Origin of the sequence: Brevibacterium renqingii (genome assembly GCF_017808105.1) — a bacterium.
GTDB classification, from domain to species: domain Bacteria; phylum Actinomycetota; class Actinomycetes; order Actinomycetales; family Brevibacteriaceae; genus Brevibacterium; species Brevibacterium renqingii.
The window spans coordinates 1-24,705 of sequence record NZ_JADBHF010000001.1 but is presented as its reverse complement, the minus strand read 5'-3'; the positions used below and the strand labels follow the sequence as shown (position 1 = coordinate 24,705).

The 24,705-nt window shown below is 68.1% G+C and carries 21 protein-coding genes; 13 read left to right on the top strand and 8 right to left on the bottom strand.

What is annotated here, in order from left to right:
- Positions 1 to 35: 35 nt before the first annotated feature.
- The 3 genes from IHE57_RS00105 (at position 36) to IHE57_RS00095 (ending at position 4,175) form a co-directional block, all read left to right on the top strand.
- Positions 36 to 1,598: a class I adenylate-forming enzyme family protein gene (locus tag IHE57_RS00105; protein WP_209369970.1), complete on the top strand. Its 1,563-nt coding sequence runs from the start codon at positions 36 to 38 to the stop codon at positions 1,596 to 1,598.
- Entirely contained in the window at positions 1,595 to 2,905 is a 1,311-nt protein-coding gene (locus tag IHE57_RS00100) for a beta-ketoacyl-[acyl-carrier-protein] synthase family protein (RefSeq protein WP_209369968.1), read from the top strand. Before IHE57_RS00105 ends, IHE57_RS00100 begins: the two co-directional genes overlap by 4 nt.
- Positions 2,906 to 2,969: 64 nt before the next feature.
- Positions 2,970 to 4,175 carry an acyl-CoA dehydrogenase family protein gene (locus tag IHE57_RS00095; RefSeq protein WP_209369966.1) on the top strand — a complete coding sequence of 402 codons (1,206 nt, stop codon included), beginning with the start codon at positions 2,970 to 2,972 and terminating at the stop codon, positions 4,173 to 4,175.
- Positions 4,176 to 4,185: 10 nt separating this feature from the next.
- On the opposite strand, the gene IHE57_RS00090 is transcribed toward IHE57_RS00095, so the two are convergent.
- Positions 4,186 to 5,703, bottom strand: a complete 1,518-nt coding sequence (locus tag IHE57_RS00090; RefSeq protein WP_209369964.1) for a sodium:solute symporter family protein — start codon at positions 5,701 to 5,703, stop codon at positions 4,186 to 4,188.
- Positions 5,700 to 6,041, bottom strand: a complete 342-nt coding sequence (locus tag IHE57_RS00085; protein ID WP_209369962.1) for a DUF3311 domain-containing protein — start codon at positions 6,039 to 6,041, stop codon at positions 5,700 to 5,702. The genes IHE57_RS00090 and IHE57_RS00085 overlap by 4 nt, the downstream gene beginning before the upstream one ends.
- A 255-nt stretch (positions 6,042 to 6,296) precedes the next feature.
- Between IHE57_RS00085 and IHE57_RS00080 the strand changes: the two genes are divergently transcribed.
- Together IHE57_RS00080 and IHE57_RS00075 are read left to right on the top strand one after the other, a co-directional pair.
- A complete protein-coding gene (locus tag IHE57_RS00080; protein ID WP_209369960.1) occupies positions 6,297 to 7,835 on the top strand; it encodes a sugar porter family MFS transporter in 1,539 nt (512 codons plus the stop codon).
- An 11-nt stretch (positions 7,836 to 7,846) separates the two neighbouring features.
- Positions 7,847 to 9,040 (top strand): FUSC family protein, encoded by a 1,194-nt coding sequence (locus IHE57_RS00075; RefSeq protein WP_209369958.1) that lies wholly within the window; start codon positions 7,847 to 7,849, stop codon positions 9,038 to 9,040.
- Here IHE57_RS00075 and IHE57_RS00070 read toward each other — a convergent pair.
- From IHE57_RS00070 to IHE57_RS00055, 4 genes are all read right to left on the bottom strand, one after another.
- Positions 8,985 to 10,244 carry a dihydrolipoamide acetyltransferase family protein gene (locus tag IHE57_RS00070; RefSeq protein WP_209369956.1) on the bottom strand — a complete coding sequence of 420 codons (1,260 nt, stop codon included), beginning with the start codon at positions 10,242 to 10,244 and terminating at the stop codon, positions 8,985 to 8,987. The genes IHE57_RS00075 and IHE57_RS00070 overlap by 56 nt on opposite strands.
- Positions 10,244 to 11,269 carry an alpha-ketoacid dehydrogenase subunit beta gene (locus tag IHE57_RS00065; protein ID WP_209369954.1) on the bottom strand — a complete coding sequence of 342 codons (1,026 nt, stop codon included), beginning with the start codon at positions 11,267 to 11,269 and terminating at the stop codon, positions 10,244 to 10,246. Before IHE57_RS00065 ends, IHE57_RS00070 begins: the two co-directional genes overlap by 1 nt.
- Complete coding sequence (pdhA, locus tag IHE57_RS00060; RefSeq protein WP_209369951.1) at positions 11,266 to 12,372, bottom strand: pyruvate dehydrogenase (acetyl-transferring) E1 component subunit alpha; 1,107 nt, start codon at positions 12,370 to 12,372, stop codon at positions 11,266 to 11,268. Before pdhA ends, IHE57_RS00065 begins: the two co-directional genes overlap by 4 nt.
- Positions 12,373 to 12,549: 177 nt before the next feature.
- The gene (locus tag IHE57_RS00055) at positions 12,550 to 13,053 is read right to left on the bottom strand and encodes a YqeB family protein (protein ID WP_209369949.1); all 504 of its coding nucleotides are present in this window, start codon (positions 13,051 to 13,053) and stop codon (positions 12,550 to 12,552) included.
- Between the two features lie 98 nt (positions 13,054 to 13,151).
- Here IHE57_RS00055 and IHE57_RS00050 point away from each other — a divergent pair, with 98 nt between their 5' ends.
- The 3 genes from IHE57_RS00050 to IHE57_RS00040 all read left to right on the top strand — a co-directional run bounded on the left by IHE57_RS00050 (position 13,152) and on the right by IHE57_RS00040 (position 16,987).
- Positions 13,152 to 13,808: a TetR/AcrR family transcriptional regulator gene (locus IHE57_RS00050; protein ID WP_366933803.1), complete on the top strand. Its 657-nt coding sequence runs from the start codon at positions 13,152 to 13,154 to the stop codon at positions 13,806 to 13,808.
- Positions 13,809 to 14,033: 225 nt separating this feature from the next.
- On the top strand, positions 14,034 to 15,896 hold the full coding sequence (locus tag IHE57_RS00045) for a siderophore-interacting protein (protein WP_209369947.1): 1,863 nt from the start codon (positions 14,034 to 14,036) through the stop codon (positions 15,894 to 15,896).
- A gap of 77 nt (positions 15,897 to 15,973) precedes the next feature.
- The gene (locus IHE57_RS00040) at positions 15,974 to 16,987 is read left to right on the top strand and encodes an ABC transporter substrate-binding protein (RefSeq protein ID WP_209369944.1); all 1,014 of its coding nucleotides are present in this window, start codon (positions 15,974 to 15,976) and stop codon (positions 16,985 to 16,987) included.
- Between the two features lie 8 nt (positions 16,988 to 16,995).
- Here IHE57_RS00040 and IHE57_RS00035 read toward each other — a convergent pair whose 3' ends face one another.
- Entirely contained in the window at positions 16,996 to 17,451 is a 456-nt protein-coding gene (locus IHE57_RS00035; RefSeq protein WP_209369942.1) for an Lrp/AsnC family transcriptional regulator, read from the bottom strand.
- A 335-nt stretch (positions 17,452 to 17,786) separates the two neighbouring features.
- Here IHE57_RS00035 and IHE57_RS00030 point away from each other — a divergent pair, with 335 nt between their 5' ends.
- The 4 genes from IHE57_RS00030 to IHE57_RS00015 all read left to right on the top strand — a co-directional run bounded on the left by IHE57_RS00030 (position 17,787) and on the right by IHE57_RS00015 (position 22,757).
- Positions 17,787 to 18,563, top strand: a complete 777-nt coding sequence (locus IHE57_RS00030) for an electron transfer flavoprotein subunit beta/FixA family protein (RefSeq protein WP_209324527.1) — start codon at positions 17,787 to 17,789, stop codon at positions 18,561 to 18,563.
- Positions 18,564 to 18,574: 11 nt separating this feature from the next.
- Positions 18,575 to 19,555 (top strand): electron transfer flavoprotein subunit alpha/FixB family protein, encoded by a 981-nt coding sequence (locus tag IHE57_RS00025; RefSeq protein WP_209369940.1) that lies wholly within the window; start codon positions 18,575 to 18,577, stop codon positions 19,553 to 19,555.
- A gap of 1 nt (position 19,556) precedes the next feature.
- Positions 19,557 to 21,848, top strand: a complete 2,292-nt coding sequence (locus tag IHE57_RS00020; RefSeq protein ID WP_209369938.1) for a cytochrome b/b6 domain-containing protein — start codon at positions 19,557 to 19,559, stop codon at positions 21,846 to 21,848.
- A gap of 240 nt (positions 21,849 to 22,088) precedes the next feature.
- Positions 22,089 to 22,757 carry a GntR family transcriptional regulator gene (locus IHE57_RS00015; protein WP_209369935.1) on the top strand — a complete coding sequence of 223 codons (669 nt, stop codon included), beginning with the start codon at positions 22,089 to 22,091 and terminating at the stop codon, positions 22,755 to 22,757.
- Between the two features lie 5 nt (positions 22,758 to 22,762).
- On the opposite strand, the gene IHE57_RS00010 is transcribed toward IHE57_RS00015, so the two are convergent.
- A complete protein-coding gene (locus tag IHE57_RS00010) occupies positions 22,763 to 23,665 on the bottom strand; it encodes an IclR family transcriptional regulator (RefSeq protein ID WP_209369933.1) in 903 nt (300 codons plus the stop codon).
- A gap of 115 nt (positions 23,666 to 23,780) precedes the next feature.
- Between IHE57_RS00010 and IHE57_RS00005 the strand changes: the two genes are divergently transcribed.
- Positions 23,781 to 24,614 (top strand): ABC transporter ATP-binding protein, encoded by an 834-nt coding sequence (locus tag IHE57_RS00005; RefSeq protein WP_366933802.1) that lies wholly within the window; start codon positions 23,781 to 23,783, stop codon positions 24,612 to 24,614.
- Positions 24,615 to 24,705: the final 91 nt, after the last annotated feature.

The window sequence follows — 24,705 nt, the reverse complement described above, 5'->3', positions numbered from 1 at the left end:
TACTGTGGGAACGGTCGACACCCTGGAGGTCTGAATTGCCGATCACTGCGACGATCCTCGATGTGGCACTCGAACGTCCCGATCAGCTCGCGCTCGTCGGGGACGGGGCCCGGCTGAGCTATGGGGAGCTCGTCGAGGACTCCCGCGTCGCGTTCGCCGTCGTCGACGCCCTCCACCGGGCGCAGCCCGCGCCGCCGGCACCGGCCGCCGAGGCGCAGGGGATCCCGATCACGGCTGTGAGCACCACCTCGGCGTTCTTCACCGCCCGCCTCATCGCCGGCCTCGCCGGCTATCGTGCCGTCTCCGCGACGATTGATCCGCGCTGGCCGCTCGACCATCAGATCGGTGTCATCCGCACGACGGGGATCGGCCTCGTCATCAGCGATTCGCCTGTCCTCTCCGAGGCGCTCGCCGCCACCGGATGGACCGGGACCGTGATCACCCCGGCCGAATTCGCCGCACGGGAGTCGCAGATCCGCGGCGCAGGCGCCCAGGCCCCGGCCCCCACCGTCCGCGACGGGTCCGAACCCTTCCTCATGCTCTTCTCCTCGGGCACGACGAGCAATCCGAAGGCCTTCATCAAGACCCGGCAGCAGTACCGGGACAACGTCGCCGTCTCGTCCGCGCACCTCGAACCCCTCCCGGGCGTCGCGTCCCTGGCCCCCGGCCCGGTCTCCTACAGCCTCACGCTCTACGCGGTCATCGAAAGCCTCGCCACCGGCGGCAGCGTCCATCTCGCCGATGAGTTCGACCCCTTTGCGATCGGCTCCCGGATCGCCGCCGAGGCCATCACCCGCATCGTCGCCGTCCCCGCCGTCGTCAGAGCCCTCGCCGAGGCGGCCGGACGCAGCCCGGAGAGGTTCCGCGGACTTCAGCTCGTCGTCACCGGCGGGGCCAACCTTCCCGCGAGCATCCGCTCGGCGCTCGCCGCAGTCCTCCCCGACACCCGCCTCATCAGCTACTACGGCGCCGCCGAGATCGGCTTCATCGGAGACAGCCGCGACGGCGACGGCACCTGGATCCGCATCTACCCGACGATCGGTGCGCAGATCCGCGACGAAACCGGCGCCGAGGTGGCCGAAGGCGAGCTCGGCACGCTGTGGATCGACGCCGCCGCCTGCTCGGACGGCTACGTCGCCGGCACCACCGACGCCGTGCTCCGCGGACCCGACGGCTGGGCGACGGTCGACGACCAGGGCCGCATCGTCGACGGACTCCTCCAGCTCGCCGGTCGAGCCGGCGATATCGCGGTCACCGGCGGCCACAAGGTGTCGCTGCCGGAGGTCGAACGGGCCTTCGACACGTTTCCCCGCCTCGGCGAGGTGGTCGCGGTCGCGGTCGACGATGCGAACCTCGGCAGCCTGATCGCCCTCGTCATCGAAGAGGGCGGCGCCGAGGCAGAGCCGGCTGCGGACGGCACGTCCGGACCACTCGCGGACAAGGCGGCGTTGCTCGAACACGCGAGGACCCGGCTGGCGCCGCAGTTCGTGCCCCGACGCATCTATGTGCTCGAGCGGCTGCCGCGGACGGTGGGTGGGAAGATCCGCCGCGCCGAAACCGCCCGGCTCATCATGGACGGACAAGGGGAGCGACTGTGAGAGAAGAACGACGCGTGGTCATCACCGGGATGGGGGCGATCACTCCGAACGGTCACGACCCCGAGGCCCTGTGGGAGGCGGTGCGCTCCGGCCGCAGCGGCATCGATGTGCTCTCAGGCGAGGAGTTCGCCGATCTGGCCGTGCGGATCGGCGGTCAGGTGAGAGGCTTCGACGCCGAGGCCGTGCTGCCTCGGGCGCTCGCCCGCCGTCTCAGCCCGATCCAGCATTGGGCCATCGCGGCTGCGGATCAGGCGCTCGCGCAGGCCGGAATCCGTGAGTCCGGGGCACGCGAAGATGGAGCCGAGGCCCTGCCGTGGGAGCGCGAACGCGTCGGAGTCATCGCCGCCACCGGGTCCGGACCGGTCGACGCCATGCAGGCGGCGACGCGTTCCCTTCTCGCCGATGGACCGCGCTCGGTTCCGCTCACGCTGTCCATCCACGGCGCCCCCGATTCCGCGGCCGCCCTGCTCAGTCAGCGGTGGGACTTCCGCGGCCCCGCCCAAGGCGTATCCGCGACCTGCGCCTCCGGGGCGATCGGCCTCGGCGAGGGCCTGCGGAGGATCCGACACGGCTACGCCGACGCCGTGCTCGTCGTCGGGATGGAGGACTGCCTCAACCCTGTCAACCTCTCCTCGAACGCGAACATGCGCGCACTCGCCGCCGGGTTCGAAGACCATCCGACCGCGGCGAGCCGCCCCTTCGACCGGTCGCGCTCCGGGTTCGTCATGAGCCAGGGAGCGGCGGCGATCCTCCTCGAATCCGAGGCCGGAGCCGCCGCCCGCGGCGCCGTCCCGCTGGTCGAACTCGCCGGCTTCGGCGCCGCGAGCGACGCCCACCATCCGACGAACCCGCATCCTGACGGCCGTGGAGCGGCAGCGGCCGTACGCGAAGCGCTCGCCGATGCGGGGCTCGGACCGGCCGACATCGATCACATCAACGCCCACGCGACAGGCACCCTCGCCGGTGACGCCGCCGAACTCGCGGCCTTCGACGCCTCCCTGGGTGCGGCTGCCCGGACGATCCCGATCAGCGCGACGAAGTCGAGCACCGGGCACCTCCTCGGCGCCTCGGGAGTCGTCGAGGCGATCATCGCGAGCCTGAGCATGAGGGACCGGACACTGCCCCCGACACTCAACCTCGAGACCTGCGAATTCGACGGCTGGGACATCGTCTCCGGCCAGGCCCGCGAACTGACCGGCACCGCTTCCGGCCCGGGATCCTCGCTGACGGTCGACACCGTGCTGTCGACTTCGTTCGGCTTCGGTGGACACAACGGCGCCCTCGTCCTGCGCCGGCCGAAGCCCTGATGCCCGGCCGAGGCCCTGTATCCTCGCACCCCTGCGACCCTAACCCCGCACCGAAGGAGACATCATGACCGACCGTGAGACCCAGCTGCATGAACTGGGGGAGACGTACCTGCCCGCCGAGGTGCTCGAGCGCTTCCGTGAGCGCGCCGACATCTTTGATCGTGAGAATCGGTTCTTCGATGAGGACCTCGCTGAGCTCAAGGCGCTCGGCTACCTCGAGCTGTTCGTGCCCGAATCCCACGGCGGACCGGGGCTGAGCCTCTTCGAGGTCTCTCGGCTGCAGCAGCGTTTGGCCTCCGCCGCCCCGGCCACGGCTCTGGCGATCAACATGCACCTCATGTGCACCGGCGTCGTCAAAGCCATGAACGACCGCGGTGACGACTCGCTGAACTGGGTCTTCGACGAGGTCATGGCCGGAGAGATCTTCGCCTTCGGGATCTCCGAACCGTCCAATGACTGGGTGCTGCAGGGATCGAACACCGAGGCCGTGCCCACCGCCGACGGGGGATTCGAACTCACCGGCGTGAAGATCTTCACCTCCCTGTCCCCGGTGTGGACCAGGCTCATCGTCCACGGCGCGATCACTGCCGATGACGACGGGATCGCCGGGCCCGACGCCGACGAACCGGCGGAAGGGGAACTCGTCTACGGGTTCATCGACCGCGACGCCGCGGGCATCACCGTCTCCGATGAGTGGGATGTGCTGGGCATGCGCGCCTCGCAGTCACGGGCCACCGTCCTCGACGGAGTGGTGATGCGACCCGAGCGGGTCTCGCGCATCATTCCCGCCGGCAAGCACCCCGATCTGCTCACCTTCGCCATCACATCGAACTTCCAGCTGCTCATCGCCGCCGTCTACGCCGGAGTCGCCGCCCGTGCCCTCGAGCTCGGGGCCGCCGGACTGCACAGGCGGAAGTCCGCGAAGTCGGGCACGAGCTTCGCCGAGGTGCCCGAGGCCCGCACGCGTCTGGCCGACGCCCACCTCGACTTCATGCCCGTGACCGCGATGATCGATGCCTATTCGCGCGACTTCGACGAGCTCGTCGATCACGGCGCCGGGTGGCCGCTGCGGCTGGTGGGAGCGAGGATCAAGGCCGCCGAGGCGGCTCGCCGGAACGCGGAGACCGCGCTCATGTGCACCAGCGGCGGCGGGTTCGGCAACAGACACGAACTCTCCCGCCTCTACCGTGACGCCGCGGCCGGCCTGTTCCACCCGCCGAGCGCCGATGCCGCTCGCCCGATGTACGCAGCGGCCCTGCTCGACGGGTGATACGCGGCGCTCAGCCGACGTGCTGGACCTCGGCGTGGCCTCGCCGCTTCGCGACCGGGACCCAGCGGGGATCCGGCTTGGCCAGAGTGACGATGGCGACGACGAGGAGGTTCGCCGCGATCGCCCACAGGCCGCCATTGACGCCCAGCAGCGGGTCGTGGCCCGTGTAGTGGAGGCCGACCATGACCACGGAGCCGGTGATGAGTCCGGCGGCCGCGGCCTGCTTGGACATCCGCGGCCAGTAGAGGGAGAGCAGGGCTGCAGGAACGACCTGCGCCAGGCCCTCATAACTGAGCACGGAGAGCTCGACGAGCGCATCGGGCATGAGCAGACTCATGACCAGCGCAATCACCCCGACGGCCAGGCACACCCACTGGGACAGCGTCTTCTGCCGCAGCCCCCGCGCAGTCAGCTGGTCGGTCGTCATCGAGGCCGCGTTCTTCGGTCCGGCGAGCCCGCCGCCGAGGACGGTCCGTCCCCACATCGACCCGATCGAGAGCATGTACACGCTCATCGGCACGATCGCCGACAGGGCACCGGCGACGCCGATGAGCGCGACGATCGGCGCCGGCAGGGAGTCGATGACCACGGAGAACAGAGCGAGATCGGCGTCCTTGAGGGCCGGGACGACGAAGAGCGCGGCCACTCCGACCATCATCGGCACGAGCAGCAGCAGCTGATACCAGGGCAGCAGGATCGAGTTCCGACGCAGGGCGTTCGCCGAGGTGCCCGAGAGGTAACCGGCGATCGAGGTCGGGAACACCGTGATCGTGATGCCGTTGAGGACGATCGTCGAAATGAACCAGGCGCCGCCGTAGATCCCCTCGCCGGCGCCGGGGAACGTCAGCCACTCGGACTTCTCGGTCACCAGCCGGTCGAGCAGGGGAGCGAGCCCGTCGAAGTAGTGCAGCGGCACGTAGACCGCGAGGAAGGCGACGGCGAGGATGACGAGGCCGTCCTTGAATACGCTCACCCATGCCGAACCGCGCAGGCCCGAGACCAGGATGAAAGCCTCGGCGACGATGAAGGAGATGATCGCGGCGAGCTTGAGATCGATCGCTCCGTAGCTCATCGCGTTGACCACGGCGCCCATGCCCTGGATCTGCAGCTGGATGTAGGGGACGATGAAGATCGTCGCGAGCACGGCGACGAGGATCGCCAGCCCACGGGAGCGGAACCGGTGCTCGACGATGTCGGAGAGGCTGACGAGCTTGTGCCGGGCGGCATAGGTCCAGAACAGGGGACCGACGAGGTAGGCGACGACGAGGCCGATGCTCAGGTAGCCGATGAGGTAGAGGATCGGCACGCCGTAGGAGTAGGACCAGCCGGCGGTGCCGAGGAACGAGAAGGACGTGTACGTCTCACCGGCCATGAGCAGGAGGATGAAGACGAAGCCGAGCCCGCGCCCGGAGACCGACCACTCGTCGAGGGACTTCTCGCGACCGCGACCGGACCAGACGCCGATGGCGATGGTCGCGAGCATGGCGAGGCCGAAGATGATGCAGGCGATGACCGCGGAAGTGCTCACGTGTCGGCCTCCTCTCCCAACGCTGAGGAGGCCCCTCGGCTCTCATCGCCTTCGATCTCATGGTCCTCGCCGAAAGCGATGTCGGCGGGGATGTGCTCGGGCGCATTCCGGCGGTAGAAGCGATCGCCGCGAGCGGCCATCCACACGAAGAACCAGGTGAGGATCGTGACGATGATCGTGTAGGTGATGACGAACGGCAGACCGAAGAGGCGCGGTTCGACCGAGTTCGCCACGACCGGCGTGAGGACGTAGAGAACGACGGGGACGATGAGGAGGAGAAGCGAGAACCGCCGCCGAGGCGGACTCGACGGCGGTGCCGGATCATGAGCGCGCGACATGCACAACCTCTTTCACACCGGCAGAGCGCCGGTCAGTTCACACCGGCACCTGCCGGTCGGTCAGCGGACCGGGCCAGGCTAGCGACGGGCCTCAGCCCCCGTACAGGACGGTCCGGATCGTGGAATGGGAACGGAACCCGCGGACCTCACCCTTGATTCACCACACATGCTGTCGCTCGGCGTGGGCCTTCGTTAGTCTCGACGGCACGAAGCATCCGACATCCGGCCGGATCTCTGCAGGATCGGAGGAGAACAGTGGCAGAGGACAATTCCACTTCGACCGAATCGTCGGGACCATTGGACGAGGTCCCCGCCGCAGGGCTGCGCAGGGTCCGACGCTGGTGCGTGGTCATCGCGGTCGGGGGCTTCCTGTTCGGCTTCGACACGGGAGTCATCTCCGGGGCCCTGCTGTTCATCAAGAAGGACTTCTCCCTCAGCTCCTTCGAACAGGGTTCGGTCGTGAGCATCCTGCTGCTCGGTGCGCTGGTCGGTGCCCTGAGCGCCGGGCGCATCTCCGATCCGCTCGGGCGGCGGAAGGCCCTCGGGATCCAGGGCGTCGTCTTCCTCGTCGGCACCGTGATCGCCGTCCTCGCGACCGGATACTGGATGCTGCTGATCGCGCGGCTGATCCTCGGACTTGCGGTCGGGGCCGCCTCGGCGACCGTGCCGATCTATCTCTCGGAGGTGGCACCGACGGCCATTCGCGGTCGCATGCTCACGCTCAATCAGCTGCTCATCACCATCGGCATACTCATCGCTTACTTCACCAACCTCGCCTTCTCCGGATTCGAAGGCTGGCGGGCGATGATCGGCGTCGGAGCGATTCCGTCCCTGATCCTCCTCGCCGGGGCCCTGTGGTTCCTTCCCGAATCGCCGATATGGCAGCTCGTCCACGGACGCGAGGACGAAGCGCGCAGGTTCTATGTGTCGATCTCCGATGAGGAGACTGCCGACGCCGTGATCGCCGAGCAGCGGAAGCAGCAGGAAGAGGAGAAGGAGGAGAACGAGAAGCGCGACGCGGCCGAGGCGCAGGGATCCGGTGAGGATTCCGGTGAGCGGTCCGAGGAACAGGTGGACAAGGGCTGGAAGGTCCTGCTGCTCTCACGGGTCAGGCCCGCTCTCGTCGTCGGACTCACCTTGGCCGCGATCCAGCAGTTCGGGGGCATCAACACGATCATCTACTACGCCCCGTCCATCATCGAGTCCACCGGGCTCACCGCCTCGAAGGCGATCTTCTACTCCATCGCCATCGGGGCGATCAACTTGATCATGACCATCGTGGCCAATCGGCTCATCGACCGCAGCGGGCGGCGCAAGCTGCTCATCGTGTCGCTGTCGGCGATGGCGGTGACCTTGGGTCTGCTCGGCCTGTCATTCGTTCTCGGCTGGTCCCCGCTGATCTCGCTCGTGTTCATGGTCATCTACATCGCCGCCTTCGCCATCGGCCTCGGTCCGATCTTCTGGACGCTGGTGGGTGAGATCTTCCCCTCCGACGCCCGTGCCCACGGTTCGGGAGTCTCGACCGCCGTCAACTGGGGTTCGAACTTCTTCGTCAGCCTGGTCTTCCTCAGCGTCGCCGATGCCATCGGACAGGGGCAGACGTTCTGGATCTTCGGCATCATCTGCGCCTTCGGCCTGTGGTTCGTCGGACGCTATGTGCCCGAGACCAAGGACCGCGAATTCGAAGAGGTCGATGCGGCTCTGCTCAGACGCTTCCGCCATGACCCCGAGACCGGCGAGAAGACGAAGTCGCGGCAGAAGGCTTCGGGTCAGAAGAAGTCCGGGCAAGAGTAAGGGGCACGCCCGTGTCGACCTGGCAGCAGCTGCGCAGGGCCGGTGCTCAGGCCCTCTCGCGCGTGCGCCGGGCCTTCTGGCCGCTGTTCCAAGGGGCGCTGGCGGCGACCATCGCGTGGTGGATCGCATTGAATCTGGCGGGTCACCCCAATCCCTTCTTCGCCCCCATCGCAGCTTTCATCGCGCTCAACGCGAACCAGGGCAAGCGAGGCACGAATGCAGTGAATCTGGTCTTCGGGGTGCTGCTGGGCATCGTCGTCGGTGAGACCGCCCTGCAGGTCCTCGGCACCGGCTTCGCCGCCATGGGAATCGGCATCTTGGTGGCGACGACGATCGCCCTGGCCGGCGACGGAAGCCGACTCGTCATCGCGCAGGGAGCCGTGGGTGCGATCCTCACGGTCGCCGGAGGCAAACCGGAGTTCGGGCCCGAACGCGTCGTCGATGCGCTCATCGGCGCAGGAATCGCCCTCGTCTTCAGCCAGCTCCTGTTCCCCGCCCAACCCCTCGACCTGCTCAGACGTGCCGAACGCGATGTGCTCGATGCGATGGCAGAAGCCGTCGAACGCGCGTCCCAGGCACTCGAGGACGATGATGACCGTGCCGCCGAGGATGCGATCGGCGGTCTGCGCTCCCTGCGGGACAAACTCACCGAGCTCTCTGACACCCGCAAGTACAGCAGCCGCACCGCGCGCCGCGCCCCGGTCTGGTGGTGGCGTTCGGAACCGATCGTGCAGGAGAGCGAGAACGCCGGACAGCTCGACCTGCTCAACAACAGCGTCCTCCTGCTCGTTCGATCCGCGCTCGCCGTGCCTGCTGAGAAGCGAAGCGACTGCGTCCCGGTCGTCACCCGGATCGCCGAGGTCATCAGGCAGCTTGCCCACGACCCCGGCGATCGGGAGAACCGGCAGCACGCGGCTGAGGGGGCGCTCGCCGCGTTCCGCGATTTCGACCCCGGGGAGGACGAGGCGACGATGTGGAGACAGACTCATCTGGCCGTGCGCATGGCCGCGATCGACCTCATGACCTTCGCCGGAGTCGAATCCGGACAGGCGGTGACCCTGATGGACGAGCACGACGCCGAGGTGGACGTCACCGAGCCGCCTCGCGCATCACGGTTCCCGTTCCGCTTCCGAGGGCTGCGGAAGCGGATCAGAGCTCGGGCAGCAGAGAGATCGGGTTCTCGATGCAGTCGGCGACGAAGGTGAGGAACTCGCTCGGCTCGGCGCCGTCGCAGGCGCGGTGATCGAAGACGAAGCTCAAGTACATGACCCTGCGGACGGTGAGCTCACCGTCGACGACCCACGGGCGCTCCTTGATCCGCCCCAGGCCGAGCATGGCGACCTCGGGCAGGTTGATGATCGGCGCGGATCCGTCGACGCCGAAGACGCCGTAGTTGTTGAGCGTGAACGTGCCGCCGGTCAGCTCGGCCGGATCGAACCTGCCGGTGCCGGCCTTGTCCACGGTCGCGGCCACGGAGTCCCGCAGCTGCCGCAGGCTCATCCCATCGGCTCCGTGGACGACGGGGACCATGAGACCGCGCGGCGTCTGCGCGGCTAAGCCGAGGTTGATGTCGCCGTGGGTGACGATCTCACCGGCTGCGGTGTCGATCGAGGAGTTGAGGATCGGGAACTTCCTGAGGCCGGCGATGACGAAGCGGGCGACGAGGGACAGCAGCGAGTACTTCTCGCCCGTGCGCTCTTCGAGGACGCGGTTCGTGGCCAGCAGTTCGGTGGCGTCGACGTCGAGCCAGATCGTCGCCTCGGGGATCTCCTGCCGCGACTTCGCCAGGCGTTCGGAGACGACCTTCCGCAGCCCCGTGATCGGGGTGCGGGTGTCGCGGTCGCCGGCCACTGCTGCTGCAGGCTCCCCCGCCGGGGCGGTTCCCGATCCGGTGGGCATCTGCGGTTGGGAGGTCCCGGATTCGATGGCGGCGAGGACATCGGCCCTCGTCACGACTCCGCCGGGACCGCTGCCGGGCAGGTGCTTGGCGCTGATCCCGTGGTCCTTCGCGAGCCTGCGCACGAGAGGCGATGACACGGGGGAGACAAGCTCGGGGGCTCTCTTCGCGCCGAACGAGCGGTTCCTCGTCGACCTGGTCTTCGGTTCGGAAGTGCCGTAGCCGATGAGGTTCGCGCCGCCGGACTCTGCCTCCGCCTCGGCGACGGAGAACAGGACCTGACCGGCGGTGACGGTGTCACCGGCCGCGGCGTGGAGGCTGATGATGCGTCCGGCGTAGGGGCAGGGGAGTTCGACGACGGACTTGGCGGATTCGACCTCGACGACCATCTGATCGACGTGGACCTCGTCGCCGACGGCGACCTTCCACGAGATCAGTTCGGCCTCGGTCAGCCCCTCGCCGAGGTCGGGGAGGATGAACTCGCGCGTGCCGGTGCCCAGATCCGCACTCATCACAGCTCCCAGTCCCAGGACTCGAGCGCATCGAGCACGCGTTCGACGGTGGGCAAGAAGTACTCCTCGAGCTTGGGGGACGGGTAGGGCACGTCGAACCCGGTGATCCGCAGGATCGGGGCCGACAGATGGGTGAAGTTGCGTTCGGTGAGGCGGGCGGCCACCTCGGCGCCGTAGCCGCCGAACCGGGCGGCCTCGTGGATGATCGCCGCCCGCGAGGTTTTGCGCACCGAGGCGGACACGGTCTCGTCGTCGAACGGTGAGAGCGTGCGCAGGTCGATGACCTCGACGGACAGGCCGTGCTCGGCGCCTGCTTCCGCGGAGTCCAGCGCGGTGCGCACGGTCGGACCGTAGGCGAGCAGCGTGGCATCGGTGCCTTCGCGGAGCACCTGTGCCCGGTGCATCGGCCCCGTGGCCACGGGCAGGCTCACGGTCTCCTTCATCCAGTACCGCGACTTCGGCTCCATGAACACCACGGGATCGTCGGAGGCGATCGACTCGCGCAGCAGCGCATAGGCATCGGCCGGATTCGATGGGGTGACGACGGTCAGCCCTGGCGTCGAGGTCCAGTAGGCCTCGGAGGAGTCCGAGTGGTGTTCGACGCCGCCGATGTCGCCGGCGTAGGGGATCCGGATCGTGATCGGCAGGGCGACCCTGCCCTTCGTCCGGTTGCGCATCTTCGCCACATGCGACACGATCTGCTCGAACGCGGGGTAGGCGTAGGCGTCGAACTGCATCTCGACGACCGGGCGCATCCCGTTCATGGCCATGCCGATGGCGGTGCCGATGATCCCGGACTCGGCCAGGGGCGAATCCCACACCCGGGTCGAACCGAATTCGGCCCGCAGACCTTCGGTGACGCGGAAGACCCCGCCGAGGCGGCCGACGTCCTCGCCGAAGATGAGCACGGTGTCGTCCTCGGCGAGGCTGTCGCGCAGGGCCCGGTTCAGCGCCTTCGCCATCGTCACCGCTTCCGCGGCGGGGGCCGAAGGGGTCCGAGTGCTCGTGTCGACTTCGACGCTCATGCCCGACCTGCCGCTGCGAGTTCGGCTTCGAGGACCTGCTGCTGTTCGGCGAGATCGGTGCGCGGCTGCGCGTACACGTGGGCGAAGAGCTCGAGCGGGTCGATCTCGGCCTCGCGGTTCATCGCGTCGCGGACGGACTCGGCCAGGGCCTCGGCGGCCGCGGCGATCTCCTCGATGCCGGCGTCGTCGACGGCGCCGGTCGACCGCAGATACTTCTCGAGACGGTCGATGGGATCGAACTGCCTCCAGTGCTCGACCTCCTCGGCCTCGCGGTACTTCGTCGGATCATCGGAGTTCGTATGCGACTCCATCCGGTAGGTCAGGCACTCGATGAGGGTCGGCCCGTCCCCGTTGCGACCGCGCTCGAGGGCGGCGGTGACGGCGGCGAACACGGCCGCGACGTCATTGCCGTCGACCCGCAGGCCCGGCATCCCGTAGCCCGCGGCCCGGTCGGCGAGCATGGTCGCGTTGGTCTGCTCCCGCAGCGGGGTCGAGATAGCGTACTGGTTGTTCTGGAGGACGAACACGGTCGGCGTCTGCCACACGGAGGCGAAGTTGAAGGCCTCGTGGGCGTCGCCCTCACTGCTGGCACCATCGCCGAGGAAGGTCAGAGTCGCCGCATCCGCTCCCTTCAGCTTCGCCGCCATGGCGAAGCCCGTGGCGTGCAGGGTCTGCGTCGCCAGCGGTGTCGCCGCTGGCGAGGTGTGGTATTCGTTCGGGTCGAAGCCGCAGTGCCAGTCGCCGCGGAAGGCTGCGAGGATCTCGCCCACCGGCACACCGCGGGTCAGCAGCGCTGCCGAATCGCGGTAGGTGGGGAAGAGCCAATCGCCGGGGGCCAGCGCGGTCGTGGCCCCCACCTCGGCGGCTTCCTGACCGGCCGCCGAGGGGTAGGTCGCGAGCCGCCCCTGTCGGGTCAGGTGCGTGACCTGCGCTTCGAACCGTCGGACGAAGACCATCTGCCGGTAGAGACCGGTCAGAGTGCGGTCGCCGGGAATCCGCAGCCCTGCCGTCGGAGTGTCGGTGAGCCGGCCATCCGCGTCGATGAAGCTGATCGGCTGCAGCTGGGGCAGTGAGCGGCCTGTGGTGGGAACGTCGATGGTCATGACCCCATGGTGACGTGAGGCACGTCACTGATCCATGGCTGCGCGCCAGTCGAGGACGGGCGGCCATTCGTGCCGTCAACTCGGGACGAAGGGGCAGGTTCAGGCGGGTCGCATGGACGTTTGGCCCGGGTGCGTGAGGGGCGCTGTCGGACGCGGGTGCGTTGTTTCCCGGCTCCTTCAGATCTCGCCCCAGCGATACCCGCGCGAGGTGAAGGCCGCGGCGACCGAGTCCTTCTTGCCCTCGACCTCGCCTCTGAAGGCCTGATGGCCGCCCTCGGTGAGGATGGTCAGCTTGCCGTCGGCGAAGTACGCGGTGGAGAAGGAGGTGCGGGAGATGCGCAGCGGGTGGTCGTTCTCGCGGCCGATGACGATCTCGTCATCGTCGACGAGAACGGGAGTGTTCGAGCCGGCGATGACGGCGGTGGCGATGACTCCGAGGGCCGCCCCGACGATCGGCCTGATGGTCACCACCCAGGGCTGGTCGAAGCTGCTGAGCTTCTCGATCGGATCGCCGAAGGGGATGGGGAACTTCGCGGCCAAGGAGCCCAGTGCGGGCAGGAGGAAGCCGAGGGCGATCCCCAGGCCCACGCAGACGACGCCGATGACGATGACGTCAGTGCGGGTGAGTTTGAAGACGGCGGGCCCGGCAGATGCGCCGGAGTGATGATTGTCCGTGCTCACGTCGATCCTCGCTTCCGAGACTGGGATACAATCGTACCAAACTGGTACATGACTGTTCCATTAGATGCGTATTCGCTGATGAGGGAGATGATTCGCGCGTGTCCGAAGCCGCCGGTATGCGGAGACTCGGTCGGGAGGCTCTGCTCAGGGAGTCGCTGTCGGTCCTCGCCGAGAACTCGCAGGCCTCGATGCTCGAGATCGCCCGGGCGATCGGCGTCGGGCGGACGACTCTCTATCGTCACTTCGGGGATCGGGAGGCCCTCGTCGCCGAGGTGGCCCGCCTCGGTGCGCGCATGTTCGGTGCGGCCGTCATGGACGCCCGCCCCGATGTCGGTTCGGGCCTCGAGGCCGTCGAGCGGGTGTGCGAGCGGCTGTTCACGGTCCCCGAGGTCCTCACCCTGATGTTCGCGGACGAACCGATCATCACCGATGACGTCTTCGCCGAGGTGGGTCGCGAGAGCCGGGCCGAACCCGCGGGGGCCGAGTCTGCGGAGGGCGCACCGGCAGAGGGCGGACCCGCGGAGAGGGGAGGCGACGACGTCCTCGAGAGGATCATCGCCCGAGGGCAGTCCGATGGTTCGATCACGAATGAGGTGCCATTGACGTGGGCGGCGATGTACGTCTTCCTCACCATCGGATCGGGCCACCTCTTCGGCGTCGTCGGAGAGGGCTCCGACTCTGATCCGCGGCGGCACGGACTCGAGCTGACTCTCCGTGCGGTACGGAGGACGCTCGCCGCTGAGGCCGACGACTGACGGCGCGTGCGCGCCTGGCTGATGAGGCGGCTGCCGGCCCGAGGCGGTATCGGGAGAGATCGCGCGGATCTGTTGCGCCGTCTCGAATATCAGGTTAGGCTCACCTATGAGATATAGGGAACATCGGTCTTGCCTAAGGCAGTTGACACACCTGCTTGAAGTGGCTGGTCCGGCTTCTCTGTTTCTCGCTGTTTCATACGTCAAGAGATCCTCGGAGCTGAATCCATGCCGCGAACTTCCAGGCCCATGCAGGTGCTGCCGATCATCCTGCGTGAGGCGGAAGTCACCGGCATCGCGGACATCACCCCGAACATGCGACGCCTGACGCTCTCAGGCGATCAGCTGGCGGCCGGTGAGGTCGACGGGATGCCACGGCCTGCATTCCGCTCCGAGGGTTTCGACGATCATGTGAAACTCGTGATCCCGCCGTCCGACGGCGCCTCCCTCGACATCGGCGAGCAGGAGGAGTTCCGCTTCAAGTGGAACCGCGAAGCGCTCGACCGCGCCCGTGATTACACCGTCCGGAGCGTCGACCCTGCGACGAACTCCTTCGCCGTCGACGTCGTCCGCCACGATTCCGGCCTCGCCTCCGACTGGGCCTGCGACGTCGCGGTCGGCGATCGCATCAGCTTCGCGGGACCGAAGACCTGCGCGGGCCTGGCCGAGGGAATCGACTTCCATCTGCTCATCGCCGACGAGACGGCCCTGCCTGCGGTCGGACGCTGGCTCGAAGAGGTGCCCGCCGGCACCCGGGGCCACATCATCGTCGAGGTCCCAACCGCCGATGACATCCAGGAAATCCCCACGAAGGCCGACGTCGAGATCGACTGGCTCGTCCGCGGCTCTGCGGCTCCGGGCGAGTCGCGCCTCATGCGCGAAGCCGTGAAGAGCCTCAGGCTGCCCGCAGGCCGCACCTTCGCCTGGTGCGCGGGCGAGACCCTGACCATCGCGCCCATCCGCCGCTTCCTGCGACGTGACCTCGGCCTGCCGAAGGAGGACGTCGAGGTCGTCGGCTACTGGCGGAAGATGCCGACGCGCCCCGTCGCTCCTGCCGAGGAGACACCCGCCGAAGCGCGCCCCGCCGAGACGAGTCCGATCGCGGCGACCGCCTCCGATGCCGAGGACTCCGCCGAGCCGACCAGCACCCGCGATGTCGTCCATCAGGTCCACGAAATGACCGAACTGCTCCCCGCGATCATCACCCGGACCGCCGTCACCCTCGGCATCAACGACCTCGTCGCCGGGGGAGCGTCCACCACCGAGGCGATCGCCGCCGAACTCGGCATCGACTCCGAACGCGCACAGGCGGTGCTGACGGCCATGTGCTCCCTCGGGCTCCTCGCCCGCAAGGACGACACCTATCGCAACACCCCGACCGGAGCGGTCCTCACCGGCGACGGCGCCGCCGACGGGCTCGACCTGAGCGATCCGGCGCTGCTCGACCTCTTCTCCCTCGTCGATCTCGTCGACGTACTCCGCGGCGGATTCGCCGCCCGCACCTCCCGGGCCTCGGCGATCGAGGCTTCCACCTGGCATGCCCAGCGTGCTGCCGACCCCGAGCTCGACGCCGCCCATCGCAGACACAGCCTCGACCACCTCCAGTACGTCCTCGACCCCATCCTCGACCTCGAACCCGTGGCCACGGCCGCGGACCTCGCCGTAGCCGGCGACGTCGACGCCGAGACGGCGGCCGCCCTGACACGGAAGGCCCCGGATGCCGGGCGGACGGTTCACACTCCCGGCTCGGAGGCCCTGGCCGGGCGACGAGCCTGGCCGAGCGTCGACTGCACCCTCGTCATCGCCGGTCTGTCCGGACGGTCCCGACCGGAGGTGGACTCACTGCTTCGTCGGATGCTCGCCGCGAGCCGGACGCTGGTCCTCGTCGAAGCGTTCACCGATGACGCCGAGAGCGACGACCATCAGGCGGAGGAGCTCATCACGACCCTGGCCACCACCGGGAACCCGTCCCTGACCACCGGCGGCCTCGCCGCGGCTCTGCGCGGACTCGGTGCCGCACGCGTCGAGATCAGGGACATCGGATGGGGCTTCGGCCGTTTCCGCTCGGCCGTGATCGCCGCACGTTCCTGAACCCGACCCCAGCCCGCCCGGCAGCCGTCCGAAGACCCGCCCAGAACTGAATACGCAGGATGAGAATAAGGAAGACCATGCCATTGACACGCCTGAGCACAGCCGTCATCGCCGCAACCGCCGGCCTCGCCCTCCTCGCCGGCTGCGCAGGCGTCTCCGAGGAAGCGGCCTCGGGAAATGCCTCCGAGACCCGCACCGTAGCCGATGCCACCGGTGCGAAGGTCGAGGTGCCCGAGGACCCGAAGGCCGTCGCGACCCTTCACTACGCCGCCACCGAGACCCTCATGGATCTCGATGCGCCTCCCATCGTCCAGGGGGAGTACCAGGACCCGGCGGTGCCCGAGGAATGGCTCGATGAACTCGAAGACATCCCGGTCGTCAGCCAGCAGGAGCCCGACCTGGAGAAGCTCGCCGAGGCGGAGCCGGATCTCATCCTGTCCCCGAACATCTTCGAGCCCGAGATGGTCGAGCAGCTCGAGGAGATCGCCCCGGTCTACCAATTCACCCTGCGCGGCGGCGACCGCGCCAACTGGCAGCAGCGTGTGAAGGAGGTCGCCGACGCCGTCAACAGAACCGATGAGCTCGATGAGCGCGACAGCGGCTTCCATGCCCGGCAGAAGAAGCTCGCCGAGAAGTATGCGGAGGTCACCGAGGGGACGACGATCGGAGTCGTGTCCTCTTTCGAGGAGAACTCCGCCTACCTGTGGGGCAGCGAGAACATGCTCGGCACCGTCCTGTCGCCGCTCGGCTTCGACTGGTCGGCCGACGAAGACGCCATGGTGAAGAAGTACGGCAAGGCCGATCAGGGCGGGAACAAGTCCGACACCGTCGAACCCGAAGCTCAGATCTCACTCGAGGTGCTCGACAAGAGCCTGTCCGATGCCGACATCATCTTCGTCAATTCGGATCTGCGGGGGGACTACGACAAACTGACGAAGGCGCTCCTCGACTCGGCCGTATTCAAGGAGCTGCCTGCCGTGAAGGAAGGGCACGTGTACCCCATCGGCAAGGCCACGATCGCCGGCTACGCGGACGCGGAATACGGGCTCGACCTCGCCGAGAAGGCGATCACCGAATACCAGGAGGGCTGAGCCGGGCCTCAGCCGGCGCCGGGACGGTGGCCCTCGGCCTCGTCGAGGATGAGCAGCGAACGGGAGGACACGACTCCCGGCACCTCGTGGATCCGCCGGAGGATCACCTGCGACAGGGCTGTATTGTCCGGCGCATTCACCGTCACCAGCGCATCGATGTCGCCGCTGACGGCCTGCACCTTCTCGACGAAGGGCAGCGCGGCCAGATCATCGCGGACCTGAGGCCAGGGGCGTTCACCGATTTTGACGACGACGACCGCGGTCACGCTCATGCCGAGCGCCTCACGGTCGACCTCGGCGGTGAATTTCCTGATCGCCCCGGATTCGATGAGAGCGGTGAAGCGCTTGTGCGCGGCCGACCGGGAGATGTGGACGCGCTCGGCCAGCTGGCGCACGCTCAGCCGGGAATCCTCGACGAGGGCAGCGATGATGCTGCGGTCGATGTCGTCGAGGTCGAATGCCACGGGGCGCTCCTTCATCGTTGATGTCGGCGTCCTGCCTGCCCGGACGCAGTGTGCCGGGAGGGTCGGTCGGTTGGCCTCCATTCTAGGGCCCCGCCTCGGCGCGGGGAGCCATCCGGGACGCGGCGCGGGGAGAGGATCCGGAGCATTGGACAAATTCTGTCGATCGTTCGTAAAGTAGCGAAGATGTCTGTGGTGCATACCACGTACCATTGGTGACTGGATACATGGCCGGATTCAGACGGACCCGGTTAACGGACGACAATCAGCCACCTGTAGATTATGAGACGGAAGTCTCATTGCAGGTGCAGCTGCTTCACGAAACTAAGGAGTCATCCTTGAAGATCGCGGTGTTGGTCAAAGAGGTCCCGGATACCTACGGTGACCGGAAACTGAACTTGGAAACCGGGCTGGCCGATCGCGGCGCCTCGGAAGCCGTCCTCGATGAGATCGGTGAGCGCGCGCTCGAAGTCGCGCTGGCCCACAAGGACAGCGACAGCGGGACCGAGGTGACCGTCATCTCGATGTCGCCCGACACCGCGACAGCCACGATCCGTAAGGGTCTGGCAATGGGGGCCGACGATGCCGTGCACGTGGCCGATGAGTCACTGGCCGGTGCGGACCTCGGACTCACCGCCGAGGTGCTGGCCGCGGCCCTCCGCCGCAGCGGATTCGATCTCATCGTCACCGGCAACGTCTCCACCGACGGCAACGGCGGCATGATGCCGGCGATGCTCGCCGAGCACCTCGACTACCCGCATGTGACCGGACTGTCGACAGTGGAGCTGTCCGACGGCAAGGTCGCCGGCACGCGTCCGATCGAAGGCGGCCAGCAGCAGGTCTCGGCCGAACTGCCCGCCGTCATCTCGATCACCGAAGCCCTGCCCGAGGCTCGCTTCCCGAACTTCAAGGGCATCATGGCCGCGAAGAAGAAGCCCTTCGAAGTTATTTCTCTCAGCGATCTGGGCATCGACGCCGAGGACCAGTCCGTGGCTCGCTCGATCATGGTCACCGTCGCCGAGAAGCCGCCGCGCGAGGCCGGCGAGAAGGTCGTCGACGAAGGCAATGGCGGAGTCGAACTCGCCGAATACCTCACCAAGAACCGTCTGGCCTAAGGAGAATCGTCATGTCAGAATTCCCACAGGACTCCATTCTCGTCGTCCTCACCGCCGATGCCGAAGGTCAGCTGGAGAAGCCGGCCGCCGAGCTGCTCGGCGGCGCCTCGGAGATCGGCTCGCCCGTCGCTCTCGTGCTCGCCGCTTCCGGCGGTGCCGATGTCGCGGGGCAGAAGGCCGCCGAACTCGGCGCCGTCGCGTCGCTGACCGTCGAGTCGGCCGGGGACAACCTCGGCACCTCCGCCGTCGACGCCGTGGCCGCCGCCGCCGAACTCACCGCTCCCGACGCCGTGCTCGTGCCCAACACCCTCGACGGCCGTGACATCGCCGGCCGCTTCGCCGTGCGCAGCGGTTCGGCCGTGTGCGTCGACGCCGTCGGCGTCGAGCGTGACTCCGAAGGCATCGTGGCCGATCATTCCGTCTACGGCGGTGGCTACACAGCCTCCTCGGCCCCGACCTTCGGCGCCCCCGTCGTCACGGTGCGCCTCGGTTCGATCGAGACCCGCGCTCAGGCGCAGACGGCGAACGTCCAGGCCCTCGAGGTCGCTGACTCCGGCAAGCGCGCGGCATCGGTCGATTCGTTCGAGGCCATCGTCGAGACCTCCTCGCGGCCCGAGCTGCGCGGCGCGCAGAAGGTCGTCTCCGGCGGCCGCGGCGTCGGCTCGGAGGAATCCTTCGAGCTCGTGGGCGAGTTCGCCGATGTCCTCGGTGCCGCCCTCGGTGCCTCGCGCGCGGCAGTCGATGCCGGCTACATCGCCCAGTCGCATCAGGTCGGACAGACCGGTGTGTCGGTCTCCCCGCAGCTGTACGTGGCACTCGGCATCTCCGGTGCCATCCAGCACAAGGCCGGCATGCAGACCTCGAAGACCATCGTCGCGGTCAACAAGGACGGCGAGGCCCCGATCTTCGATATCGCCGACTTCGGTGTCGTGGGAGACCTGTTCAAGGTCGTTCCGCAGGCGATCGAGTCCCTGAGAGAGAACAAGTCCTGATATGGCCACCTATTCCAGTTCACTGCGCTCGGGTCTGCCCCGGGTCGCAGGTGGTGATCCCTGGCCGGCAGAGGGCACCATCGGCGAACCCTTGGAAGAGGGTGCCTCGCCGGGCACGGAGGAACTGGATGCAGGTTCCTCCGCCGAGGTCGTCGACGAGGGGCCGACGGAGACCGTCGCCCCTGATGTGACCGAGGACATCGCGGACTCCGCTGAGCCTGTCGAATTCGCTGAGCCCGCCGCTGCCGAGGTGCCTCTGCGCCGTGGTCTGCCGCGTGTGGAGGGCGGAGAGCCGTGGCCGCCGGAGGGCCTCGCGCCCGCCGGAGTGAAAGCCGTCGGCGCGACTGCCGGCGCTCCCGCACCGTCCGAGAGCGGATCGGCGGAGGCACCTGCCGTCGAGGCAGAAGACTCTTCCGAAGCGGAGGGCGCGGTCGAGGACTCGTCGTCCGCTGCACCGGTTGCCGCAGCCGCCGGGGCGGGAGTCGCCGTCGGCGCCGCTGCAGGTGCCGCCGCAGACGAAGACGAGTCGGCTGCCGCAGCCGAACCTGCCGCAGCGGCCGCGCCCTCGGCCGCGAGCGAGGTTCCGCTGCGCCGTGGACTTCCGCGCGTGGCCGGCGGAGAGCCCTGGCCGCCGGAGGGCTTCGCACCCGCCGGAGCCAAGGCGCCGGGCACTTCCGCTGCGGTCTCTGCCGAATCTGCTCCTGTCGAGACGAGCGGAGGGGAGGCCTCCGCTGCATCTGCCGCTGAGGAGCCCGCCGCTCCCTCCGCGGCCGTCGCCGCGAGCGGATCGGGTGAGCTGTCCGATGTCCCGCTGCGCCGTGGTCTTCCGCGTGTGGCCGGCGGTGACCCCTGGCCGCCGGAAGGGTTCGCCCCGGCATCGGCTGTCAAGCCCTCCACGGTTGGGGCAACCGGTGCGCAGGCCTCCGAGCCAGCGGCTGAAACCGCATCATCCGACGCAGGCAAGCCAGCCGATACCGCCGAACCGACTGACGGCACCAAGCCCGCAGCCACGACCTCCGGCAGCTCAGCAGCTGAGAAGAAGCCGCAGGGACGGCGCACCGGAATCGGCGGCGTCGGAGCCGGAGCGGCAGCCGCAGGTGCCGGTGTCGCAGCCGGTGCAGGTGCTGCCGCTGCCGCGAGCTCGGAGAAGAAGCCCGACGACGCGCAGAAGAAGCCCGCGCAGCGCAAGCCCATGGGCAAGCCCGCAGCCAAGGCCACCGACAGGCCCGCTCAGCGCAAGCCGATGGCCAAGCCCGCCGCAAAGGAAGCGGAGAAGCCAGCGGCCCGAACCGCGGACAAGCCGGCTGCGAAATCGGCACCGGCCGCGAAGGCCGCGCCGACGAGCTCGGGCGGAGCCGCCTCGGCGAAGCCCGCAGCGAAGAAGGAACCGGTCATGATCGGTTCGAAGTCGCTGGGCCAGTGGTCCAAGCTCGTCGGTCTGTCCCTGGGCGGCCTCATCGTCGCAGCCGGGATCATCGTGCTCGCCGCACGTGGGGTGACGACGCTGCCGGGCGTTCCGGAGTTCCTCGAACGCTACCCGGGCGAGTATGAGCAGCCCGACTTCGTCGACCCCGGATTCCCGGCCTGGGCGAGGTGGACGCACTTCCTCAACATCTTCTTCATGGTGCTCATCATCCGTTCGGGTCTGCAGGTGAGACACCAGCAGAAGCCGCCGGCGTTCTACACCCCGAAGAAGGGCGGGAAGAAGGTCAGCATCAACCTCTGGCTGCATACCGGGCTCGACCTGCTGTGGCTGGCCAACGGTGTGGTGTTCGTGGTGCTGCTCTTCGTCTCCGGGCACTGGGCGCGCATCGTGCCGACCAGCTGGGAGGTCTTCCCGAACGCGGCCTCGGCGATGCTGCAGTACATGACGCTCGAATGGCCGATGGAAGATGCGTGGGTGAATTACAACTCGCTGCAGCAGCTGATGTACTTCATCATCGTGTTCATCGCCGCCCCTGTGGCTGCGATCACGGGACTGCGGATGAGCGAGTGGTGGCCGAAGGACGCCGCCAAGCTCAACAAGTTCTACCCGGCTCCCTTGGCTCGGGCGCTCCACTTCCCGACGATGCTGTTCTTCGTCATGTTCATCCTCGTCCATGTGTTCCTCGTATTCGCGACCGGGATGCGGCAGAACCTCGGCTATATGTTCGCCGGGACGAATGCGCTGGGATGGGCCGGTCTCATCTGGTTCCTCGTGGCGATGGTCGTGGTGGTGGCCGGCTGGTTCGCCGCCAGGCCGCTGCTGCTGGCACCGATCGCGAACCTGTTCGGACGCGTCTCGAGCAGGTAGGCGAGACCGCGCGGCCGTGAACTTCCGAGCCGCGTCTCCCAGGGGCGGATCCACCTCGAAATCGTCCGCGATATCGAGGTGGATCCGCCCCTGCGTTACATTCAGGTCCCGTTCCGGCAAGAGGACGGTCGTGCTGCGCTGAGTGCCGCGATTGCGAGGCCGGCCCGCGGTGGGCTGATCCCGGTTACGGGGCGGAGCGCACACCGGAGCCAGCGCAGGCGCGAGGCTAGACTGACGGTCATGAGCGAGACCCAGGCGGAGGTCGGCCCGCGCATCGGCGACCAGGTGTTCGAGGCGATGCAGGCGAGCATCCTCAATGGTGAGTACCCCAGCGGACAGCGGCTGCGGATCCGTCAGCTCGCCGCATCCCTGGGCACGAGTGTCATGCCCGTCCGTGAATCGCTCGCCCGGCTCGAGGAGGTCGGACTCGTCGAGACCAGTCCGCACCGCGGCGCCGTCGTCAAGACGTTCACCGCCGCGGAGCTGCTGCAGATCTATTCGGTGCGCCGCATCCTCGAAGTCGAAGCGACCGTGCACGGCGTGCAGAAGCTCGACGCTGCAGGACGGGTCAGGCTGGACGAAGAGTTCGCGGCCATGGAGACTGCCCTCGCGGCGGGAGATGCTGCAGGCTACCTCGATCACGACGAGGAGCTGCTGGCGACGATCTACTCCGCCTCCGGAAATCCCGTCCTCGTCGAGACGATCCGCACCCTGTGGCTGCGCTGCCGCGCTTACAAACTCGTCGGCGCCAGGCAGGAGATCGCCGCCGACGCCCAGGCTCCTCTGCTCAAGCACCAGCGCCGACTCATTGAAGCCGTGGACGCAGAAGACGCGTCAGCGGCCGCCGAAGCCACCGAGGACTCATTCGACGATGCGCTCCGCCGGATCCGCGCCGGTCTGGACGCCTAGGGACATCAGGGGTTCGGGTGTTCGCTCAGCGCCTCGGCGATGGCCTTGGCCTCACGCCGCAGCAGCGCTACGAGGCGCTCGACCCGGGGCCCGGTGACCCGGTCGGCGATCGAGGCGATCGACAGGGCCGCGCGAGGACGGGACCCGCGGATCCGCAGGGGCACGGCCACCGCCCACGAGCCCTGGGCGAACAGGCCGGGATTATGGACGAAGCCGTCGATGCGGGCCTGCTCGATGATGTCGCGCAGCGCTTCGATCGAGACCTTCGGGTACCGTTCGGCCAGGATCTCAGCGTTGGCGGCGAACTGCGCGTCCACCTCGGCGGGGGAGAGTTCGGACAGGATCGCCAGAGAACCTGCTCCGATGCCCAGCGGATGGCGGTCGCCGACGGACAGGGCGTTGTTGAAGATCTCGCCGAAGCCCTCCTCGCGGCGGGCGCAGATCGAATAGCTGCCCGTGCGCAGGGTGAGGAACACGGTGTCCTGGCTGAGCTCGGCCAGACGCAGCAGGCTCGACTCGGACTCGGTGACCAGGGGGTCGACGGACTTCTGTGCGAGCTGACCGAGGATCTGCGACTGCACGCCCAGCCGGTAGCCGCCCTCTTCGAGGCGTTCGACATAGCCCATGGCGATGAGTGCCTGCAGCATCCGGTGGACGCTGGCCTTGGGACGGCCGCTGATCGAGGCGAGCTCGGACAGACTCGCGCCCTCGCGGCGTTCGCCGGCGATGAGGCCGACGAGGTTGAGCAGCGTCAGTGCGCGTTGGATGCTCTGGGCGCCGGTGCCGGGTTCGAGCGAATCGACGGCATGAGCGACGTTGAACGAGGCGGAGCGGCGCAGGATCCTCCCGCGCATCCTGATGCGATGCTCTTCGCGGAGGTCCTCGTCGGGGTCGGCGCCGTTGTGCATGACTCCATTATGGACCGTGGCGAATGACCGCTGATCCACAGTGCTGATCCATGATGTGGAACGACAGTGTCCGGACGAGAGGGAGCAGGACGGCTCCGGCTCCTAGACTCGAAGCGTGATCGACTCGAGAACGGAGACGGGCAAGGTGGGCGAAGCGGTCCTGGAGATCAGCGATGTGACATTCCGGCGCGGGCAGACGCAGATCCTCCATGGCATCGACCTGCATGTGCGAGCCGGCGAGCACTGGGTGCTCATCGGTCCCAACGGTGCGGGGAAGTCGACCCTGCTCAGCTTCGCCTCGGCGCAGGTGTTTCCGACCTCGGGGACCGTCGATGTCCTCGGACAGCGGATGGGACGGGTCGAACTCGCCGCGCTGCGACGACTCATCGGGCATGTGAATCCGCGTCATCCGCTGCGGTCGGATCTGAGCGTGCGCGAGGTCGTCCTCACCGGACTGACCGGCACCATCGAACGTCCGCTGCGCTGGGAACCCGAGCCCGCCGAGATCGCGCAGGCCGACGCTCTCATCGCCGAGGTGGGGCTGAACTCCCGTGCCGAAGCGGGCTGGAAAGTGCTGTCCCAGGGGGAGCGGGGTCGGGCGCTCGTGGCCCGCGCGCTCATCGCCGATCCGCAGCTGCTGCTCTTCGACGAACCGACCACCGGCCTCGACGTGGCCGCCCGCGAACAGCTCCTCGAGACCATCGACTCCCTGTCCGTGCGTTCGCCCCAGCTCGCGACGCTGCTGGTCACCCACCACCTCGAGGAGATTCCGGAGACGACCTCGCACGCCGCGCTCATCTGCCAGGGGCGGCTGACCGCAGCAGGGGCCATCGACGAGGTGCTCACCTCGGAGCAGGTCTCCGCCGCCTTCGACCACCCGATCGAGGTCGGATACGCCGACCGGCGCTGGTCGGCCCGCGCCATCCGGCAGACTGCGGCGGTGGGCTGAGGCGGCGACCGCCACGTAATGCCTCATGTCAATATGCCCGCGAAAAGTAGTCGATGCCTCACATGGTTTTGCCCGCGAAACTCATCCGGTC